Origin of the sequence: Streptomyces sp. NPDC029044, assembly GCF_040637495.1 — a bacterium.
Taxonomy (GTDB): Bacteria; Actinomycetota; Actinomycetes; order Streptomycetales; family Streptomycetaceae; genus Streptomyces.
In genome coordinates, this window is record NZ_JBEZWN010000128.1 from 1 (window position 1) to 7879 (window position 7879).

The following is a 7879-nucleotide window of genomic DNA, read 5'->3' on the forward strand; positions in this document are numbered from 1 at the left end:
GTCAACGGAGGATCACCCACCGGTCTCGACGGCCGCTCCCCGTGGCCGCTTCGAGACCCTTCCGCAACGCCCCGTACCGCACGTTCGGGCCCCCCGCGCCGTCACAGTCGCAAGAAGCCGACGCCAACGGATGCAGGGGGCAGGGACGATGGAGCGGTTCCGGACACGAAAAGCACTGCTCGCACTCACGGCCGCGAGCGGGCTGCTGCTCACCGCGTGCAGCGGGGGCGGCGACGCCGGCGAGGGCAGCAAGGCCGCCGACCGCCCCGAGTACGGCGCGGGCGAACCCGCACCCGCCCACGGCGACGAGGACGCGACGAGCGAGCGGGACGACTTCCGCGAGGACCCCGGCCACCTCTCCACCTTCGCCCTGGACGTCGACACCGCCTCCTACGACTACGCCCGCCGCGCCCTCGCCGACGGCCGGCTCCCCGACCCGTCGACGGTCCGCCCCGAGGAGTTCGTCAACAGCTTCCGCCAGGACTACGAACGCCCCGACGGCGACGGCTTCTCGGTCACCGTCGACGGCGCCCGCACCGACGACGAGGACTGGTCCCTGGTCCGCGTCGGCCTCGCAACCCGCACCGCGGAACGCGGCGGCGAACGCCCGCCCGCGGCCCTGACCTTCGTCATCGACGTCTCGGGCTCCATGGACGAACCGGGTCGTCTGGACCTCGCCAAGGAGTCCCTCTCGGTGATGACGGACCGGCTGCGCGACGACGACTCCGTCGCGCTCGTCACCTTCAGCGACGAGGCCGAGACCGTCCTGCCCATGACCCGTCTCGACGGCAACCGCGACGAGATCCAGGACGCCGTCTCCGACCTGGACACCCAGGACTCCACCAACCTCGGCGCCGGCGTCGAGACCGGCTACGAGACGGCCGTCGAGGGCCTGCGCGAGGGCGCCACCAACCGGGTCGTCCTCATCTCGGACGCCCTCGCCAACACCGGCGACACCGACGCGGACAGCATCCTGGAGCGCATCTCCGGCGAGCGCCGCGAGCACGGCATCACCCTCTTCGGCGTCGGCGTCGGCAGCGACTACGGTGACGCCCTCATGGAGCGGCTCGCCGACAAGGGCGACGGCCACACCGTCTACGTGTCCGACGAGGACGAGGCCCGCAAGGTCTTCTCCGAGCAACTCCCGCGCAACGTCGACCTCACCGCCCGCGACGCCAAGGCGCAGGTCGCCTTCGACCCCGAGACGGTCGAGGAGTTCCGCCTCATCGGCTACGACAACCGCCGCGTCGCCGACGAGGACTTCCGCGACGACCGGGTCGACGGCGGCGAGGTCGGCCCCGGTCACACCGTCACCGCCCTGTACGCCGTGCGCACCGCGCCCGGCGCCCGGGGCCACCTCGCCACCGCCACCGTCCGCTGGCTCGACCCCGAGACCCGCGACCCGCACGAGGAGACCGGCGACCTGGAGGCCGACGCCCTCGACGACTCCGTCTGGAGCGCGAGCCGCGGCCTGCGGACCGCCGCCACGGCCGCTTACTTCGCCGACGCCCTCGGCCACGGCGTCCACGACCTGCCCGACGCCCCGCGACTGGACGAACTCGCCGACCACGCCGACGACTTGGCCGACCGCACCGAGAGCGAGGAGATCCGCGGGCTCGCCGAGGCGATCGACACCGCGAACCGCATGATGTGACCCCCCACCCATTGACCCAGGCTTACTTATGGGTAAGTTGACTCCGGAGTAAGTAGGTACGGCAGCACGTCAGCCTCATCCGCGACCGGGAGCCGTCATGGGCGTACGCAAGGATCTGCAACGGGCGAAACACCGCACCGGTCTTTCGGTCCGCACGAAGGCCGAGACCGTCAGGGACGAGCGCGGCACCGTCCGCGAGGCCCGCACGGCTCCCCTCGCGCCCCGCCCCACGACCGGCAGCATCGCCGACCTCCCCTTCACCAACGCGGCCGAGGCCCCCGACGCCGTGGTCCTGCGCCGCGAGGGGCCCGGCGGCTGGCAGCCCGTCACGGCGGCGGCCTTCGCCCGCGAGGTCACCGCCGTGGCCAAGGGCCTGATCGCGGCCGGCCTCGAACCGGGCGGCCGCGTCGCCGTCATGTCCCGCACCCGCTACGAGTGGACGGTCCTGGACTTCGCGATCTGGTCGGCGGGCGGCCAGACCGTCCCCGTCTACGCCACCTCCTCCGCCGACCAGGTGGAGTGGATCGTCCGTGACTCGGGCGCCCGCCACGTGGTCACCGAGACCGCCGCGAACGCCGACACCGTCCTCACCGGCACGGCCGCCCACGACGGGCCCCCGCGCGTCTGGCAGCTGGACGGCGGCGCCCTCGACGACCTCACCGCCCTCGGCCGGGACGTCCCCGACGAGGAGGTCACCAAGCGCCGCACCGCCCTGACCCCCGACACCACCGCGACCCTCTGCTACACCTCCGGCACCACCGGCCGCCCCAAGGGCTGCGTCCTCACCCACGCCAACCTGCACGCCGAGGCCGCCAACACCGTCGAACTGCTGCACCCGCTGTTCAAGGAGGTCACCGGCGAGACCGCCTCGACGCTCCTCTTCCTGCCGCTCGCGCACATCCTCGGCCGCACCCTCCAGATCGCCTGTCTGATGGGCCGCATCGAGATCGGCCACTGCCCGAGCATCAAGCCCGACGAACTCCGCCCGGCCCTCAGGGCGTTCCGCCCGACCTTCCTGGTCGGCGTCCCCTACCTCTTCGAGAAGATCCACGACACCGGCCGCGCCACCGCAGAGAAGCTCGGCCGCGGTGCCTCCTTCGACCGCGCCCACCGCATCGCCGTCCGCTTCGGCCGGGCCCACATGAACCGGTTCCTGGGCAAGGGCCCCGGACCCGGCCCCGGCCTGCGCGCCGCGTGGGCCCTGTACGACCTGCTGGTCTACCGCCGCATCCGCAAGGAACTCGGCGGCCGGGTGCGCTACGCCATCAGCGGCGGCAGCCCCCTCGACCGCGACCTGAACCTCTTCTTCTACGCGGCCGGCATCCTGATCTACGAGGGTTACGGCCTCACCGAGACCACCGCCGCCGCCACCATCGTCCCGCCCCTGGACCCCCGCCCCGGCACGGTCGGCCTGCCGGTCCCCGGCACCGCCGTCCGGATCGCCGACGACGGCGAGGTCCTCATCAAGGGCGGCATCGTCTTCGGCGCCTACTGGAACAACCCGGCCGCGACCGGGGAGGTCCTGGACGACGGCTGGTTCGCCACCGGCGACCTCGGCTCCCTCGACGAGGACGGCTACCTCACCATCACCGGCCGCAAGAAGGACATCCTCGTCACGACCGGCGGCAAGAACGTCTCCCCGGCCGTCCTGGAGGACCGCCTGCGCAGCCGACCGCCCGTCGGCCAGTGCCTCGTCGTCGGCGACAACCGCCCCTACGTCGCCGCTCTGATCACCCTCGACCCGGAAGCCCTCGCCCACTGGCTGGCGGTCCGCAAACTCCCCGCCGAAACCCCGCTGTCCGAGCTGGTCCACGACGAACGCCTGCGCGCCGACGTGCAGAAGGCGGTCGACCACGCCAACGAGGCCGTCTCGCGCGCCGAGTCGATCCGCGCCTTCACCCTCGTCGAGGGCGAATTCACCGAGGAGAACGGGCTGCTGACCCCGTCCCTGAAGGTCAAACGCCAGGCGGCGACAGCGGCGTACGCGGACGCCATCGAGGCGCTGTACGCGAACAAGCGCTGAACAGCCCGGCGGAACACCACGAGGGCGGGCCGCCGAGCAACCGCTCGACGGCCCGCCCTCGTCCGGCGCCGGTGCGTCAGTCGCCGTTCGCCGACAGGATCGACACGTCCTCCAGCAGGTGCGCCAGCGCACCGTCGCGCTTGGCGTTGGTGGAGTTCTCGGCACACTGCTGCTGCTGGTGGTCCGACAGGATCGGGATGTCCTGGATCGGGATACCGATGAGCGCGCCGACGCCGATGGGCAGGTCGTTGACGGCGATGCACGGCTTGTTGAACGAGCCCTGGATCAGCGCCATCTGCGGGCTCATGTTGCCGTACGTGGACGAGTTGCCGAAGCTCTGCATCGCCCCGTTGCCGTTCACGGCCGTCGGGCCGCTGTCGTCGCCGACAGCGAGCGCCTGCGGGGCCGCGGCGGCGGAGGCTCCCATGACGGAAGCGGCGATCGCCGCAGTGGCAATAACCTTCTTGATCACTGACCAGTCCTTTCTGAGGAAACCCCGTCCTCCGGAGCGTTCTGGTCAACTGCCCGGGCGGTGCATGGTTTCTCCTCATCACTCTGTCAGCCCATGCCAGGACAGTTTGTGTGTTCTTCGTTCCCGGTGATTATCAGGGCTTTCGGGCTCTGCGGGCCAACCGGGTGAACACCCGCAACCAATCATCCGGAGCCGTGTTGATGAGGCCGTAGGACATGCGTCGCTACGAGGAAAGGAACGCGAAGTGCTCAAGAAGGCAATGGTCGCCGCGGCGGCCGCCGCCTCAGTCATCGGAATGTCGGTGGCGGCAGCTCCCCAGGCTCTTGCCGTCGGGGACGACTCCGGACCGTCCGTCGCCAACGGCAACGGCGCCTCGTCGTCGTTCGGCAACTCGGCGACCAAGGGCGACATGAGCCCCCAGCTCTCGCTGGTCGACGGCACGCTCAACAAGCCCTGTCTCGCCGTTCAGGACCTCGACGTCGGTGTCGCCGCCCTCATCGGCGTGGTGGTCCAGGACATCCCGGTCCTGTCGGACCACGTCCAGCAGCAGTGCGCGGACAACTCCACGAACAGCAAGCGGGACGGTGCCCTCAACCACATCCTGGAGGACCTGTCGGTTCTCTCGGCGAACGGCGACTGAGCCGTACCGTACGCAGCCCGGGCGGCCCGCCGTGCAATACGGCGGGCCGCCCGGCCGTATCTGTCCACTTTTCGTGGGGCAATCGAGTGAATTACCCCACCCCTTACGTTGTTCAGTTTCTTCGGCTGTCAATTCCTCGTTTGCAGGCTGCAGGTCATGGTGGGCATGACCGCAGAGAAGGGAAAGTTCATGAAGAAGAGCGCTGCTGTCGTCGCGGGCGCGATCATGGCTCTGGGTGTGGCCGGTCCGGCCGTCGCCGACTCGGGCGCCCAGGGTGCCGCCGTCGGTTCCCCCGGCGTCATCTCCGGCAATGTAATCCAGATTCCCATCAACATCCCGATCAACGTGTGCGGCAACACCATCGACGTGATCGCCGCCCTGAACCCGGCGTTCGGCAACGAGTGCGAGAACGACTGACGCGGTAACGCGCGCGCAGCATCGGCTGCGCCCTGGCCGGCCCCGGGAGAACACCGTTCGTTCCGGGGCCGGCTTTCCCACTTCTACGAGCAGGAAGACAACGAGATTGCGACAGACCCTGAGCAGGGGAATGGTCGCGGCAGCGGCTGCGACAGGCATCCTGACCCTGTGCGGCGGGGCGGCTCTCGCCGACTCGTCGGCCGACGGAGTCACCAAGGGCTCACCGGGCGCCGCGTCCGGCAACACCGTCCAGGCGCCGGTCGACGTACCGGTGAACGCCTGCGGCAACACCGTCGACGTGGCCGCCGCGCTCAACCCGGCCTTCGGCAACTCCTGCGCCGACGAGGCGGACACCCGCGGTGGTCACGGCGACCGCGGCCACGGGCGCGACCGCCACGACGCCTCCGGACACGGCGGCGGAAGCGACACGTTCCCCGGAGGCGGCGAGCGCTGGTCGACCGGAGACGGCGAGCGCTGGTCTCCCGGAGACGGCGAGGGCCGGCCCGGCGGTGACGGTGAGGACCGGCCTCACGACGACGGCGAGGACAGGTCCCGCGGTGAAGACGAGGACCGGTCCCACGGCGACGACGGCTACGGGGACGACGGCGGCTACGGCTACGGGGACGGCGACGGTGGCTACGGCTACGGCGACACCCCTCCGACGAAGCCTCCGCACACGCCCCCGACGAAACCCCCGCACACCCCGCCGCCGACCGAGCCCCCGCACACACCCCCGCCGGGCGGCCACGAGTCGACACCTCCGGGTACGCCCCCGGGCGACCACCACACCCCGCCGCCCCCCGGCGGTCAGGAGCAGCCGCCCAGTCTCCCCGAGACGGGCGCCGAGGCCCTGTTCGGGGCCGCGGCCACCAGTGCCGCGCTGATCGTGAGCGGCGTCGTGCTGTACCGGCGAGGCCGGGCCGCGTCCCACCGCTGAAACAGCGGGTGCCGGACGCAAGCGCCCGGCACCCGTGCAGCCAGTGGGATCAGCACTGGTCCGGGAAGAAGAAGCCGAGCAACGGGATGCCCAGCAGAGTCAGTCCCAGGCTGTCGTGCTCGTTGCACTCCCGGGAGGTGGACTGGTCGCCGGCCTCAGAGAGGAGGTCCGCGTCCGACGCGGCAGCGGTGCCGCCGAGGACGGCGACGCTCAGGGCCAGGCTGGAAAGCACCGTGGCGGTGCGCTTCATGTGAGTCATAGGAACAAAATAGACATTCCATAATAGAAACCGCGTACTTCTGCCGGGCCGGCCGGGTGAACCGCCCCACTCGAAAGCCTCAGCGCCGGTGGCGCGCACTCCTCTCATATGACTGGGTGTCAGTAAGTGGAGGAGAACGCGAGAGGGGCGGCCCATGGCCACACAGCAGCGACGCGCACGGTCCCGGCGGCTGGTATTCGTCGCGGCGGCGGTCGCCGCGGCGGCGGCGCTGACGTCCGGTCACACGGTCGCCGCGGGCGCCGGACCGGAGCGGCCGGCCGAGCCGCCGGCACCGGTCCCCGCCACCGCACCGGCGGCGCCCGCCGCCCCGGCTGCAACGCCCGCCCCCTCGGCTTCCCCCACGTCGACCGCGTCCGCCGCTCCTGCCGCGCACGCCCCGGCCTTCGGCGCCTACCTCGACTACGGGCCCCGTGGCGTGGCCCGGATGGCCCAGCTCAGCACCTGGCTCGGCGGTGCCGAACTGCGCGTCGGCCACACCTACCTGCCGGGGGACCGCTGGAGCAACATCGAGGGGCTCCCCGGCTTCCTCGACGTGTGGGCGAACTGGCGTCGCGAGCGGGCCGACCGGCTGCTCGTCCTCAACGTGCCCATGATGGAGCGCAACGAGGAGGGCGTGCCGGACCGGGAGGTGCGCCGGCTCCTGCGCCAGGGCGCCGAGGGCCGGTTCGACCACCACTTCCGCAAGCTCGCCGAGCGGCTGGTCGAGCTCGGGGTGCCGGACACGGTCCTGGTGCTCGGCTGGGAGATGAACGGCATCACCTACACCCACCGTTGCGGGCCGGACCCGGAGGCCTGGAAGCAGTACTGGAACCGGATCGTCACCACCATGCGCTCGGTGCCGGGCCAGAAGTTCCGGTTCGACTTCACCCCGAGCCGCGGCCGGGACGCCGTGCCGTGGACGCAGTGCTACCCCGGGGACGAGACCGTCGACATCATCGGGATGGACGCGTACGACCAGCCGCGCGGCATGTCGTTCGACGAACAGGTGAAGGAACCCTACGGGCTACAGCACCACGTCGAGTTCGCCAAAGCCCGCGGCAAGGCCATCTCCTTCCCGGAGTGGGGCCTCTTCCGCAACGGCGACAACCCCGAGTACATGAAGCGCATGCTCGCGTGGATGGACGAGCACAAACCGCTGTACCAGACACTCACGGACTACTGCCCGCACGGCGTCTGGCAGTGCGACGACAACCCCCGGGCCTCCGAGATCTACCGGTCCTTCCTCTTCGGTCGCGACGACCGGCCGGACCCGGCCCCCACGACACCGGCCCCCACGACCCCCGTGCCCACGACACCGGCCGCCCCCACCCCTCCGGCTCCGTCCACCCCCGCCCAGACCCCGGCCCCCACCCCGGAGCGCCCGGCGAACTGCTCGCCGCTCAGCCTCGGCGACTGGGTCGAGTACTGGATCGGCGGCAAGCTGTGCCTGCGGCTCGACTGGTGGTCGCGCCCGTAG

At 71.2% G+C, this 7879-nt stretch carries 8 protein-coding genes; 6 read left to right on the top strand and 2 right to left on the bottom strand.

The genetic code is table 11. The features are described from left to right. Positions 1-148 precede the first annotated feature (148 nt). Entirely contained in the window at positions 149-1654 is a 1506-nt protein-coding gene (locus AB0E85_RS39400) for a von Willebrand factor type A domain-containing protein (RefSeq protein ID WP_361937578.1), read from the top strand. Positions 1655-1751: 97 nt separating this feature from the next. Next, the gene (locus AB0E85_RS39405) at positions 1752-3677 is read left to right on the top strand and encodes an AMP-dependent synthetase/ligase (RefSeq protein ID WP_361937579.1); all 1926 of its coding nucleotides are present in this window, start codon (positions 1752-1754) and stop codon (positions 3675-3677) included. Between the two features lie 76 nt (positions 3678-3753). Here AB0E85_RS39405 and AB0E85_RS39410 read toward each other — a convergent pair whose 3' ends face one another. Beyond that, positions 3754-4149, bottom strand: a complete 396-nt coding sequence (locus tag AB0E85_RS39410; RefSeq protein ID WP_062926939.1) for a rodlin — start codon at positions 4147-4149, stop codon at positions 3754-3756. A gap of 244 nt (positions 4150-4393) precedes the next feature. Between AB0E85_RS39410 and AB0E85_RS39415 the strand changes: the two genes are divergently transcribed. The 3 genes from AB0E85_RS39415 to AB0E85_RS39425 all read left to right on the top strand — a co-directional run bounded on the left by AB0E85_RS39415 (position 4394) and on the right by AB0E85_RS39425 (position 6143). Then, positions 4394-4789 (top strand): rodlin, encoded by a 396-nt coding sequence (locus AB0E85_RS39415; RefSeq protein WP_107455060.1) that lies wholly within the window; start codon positions 4394-4396, stop codon positions 4787-4789. 189 nt (positions 4790-4978) lie between these two features. Further along, positions 4979-5206: a chaplin gene (locus tag AB0E85_RS39420; RefSeq protein ID WP_361937582.1), complete on the top strand. Its 228-nt coding sequence runs from the start codon at positions 4979-4981 to the stop codon at positions 5204-5206. Positions 5207-5312: 106 nt separating this feature from the next. Then, complete coding sequence (locus tag AB0E85_RS39425; RefSeq protein ID WP_361937580.1) at positions 5313-6143, top strand: chaplin; 831 nt, start codon at positions 5313-5315, stop codon at positions 6141-6143. Between the two features lie 49 nt (positions 6144-6192). Here the strand turns inward: AB0E85_RS39425 and AB0E85_RS39430 are convergent, their stop codons facing one another. Beyond that, entirely contained in the window at positions 6193-6402 is a 210-nt protein-coding gene (locus AB0E85_RS39430; protein WP_159029575.1) for a hypothetical protein, read from the bottom strand. A 154-nt stretch (positions 6403-6556) separates the two neighbouring features. Here AB0E85_RS39430 and AB0E85_RS39435 point away from each other — a divergent pair, with 154 nt between their 5' ends. Beyond that, positions 6557-7879: a glycosyl hydrolase gene (locus AB0E85_RS39435; RefSeq protein WP_361937581.1), complete on the top strand. Its 1323-nt coding sequence runs from the start codon at positions 6557-6559 to the stop codon at positions 7877-7879.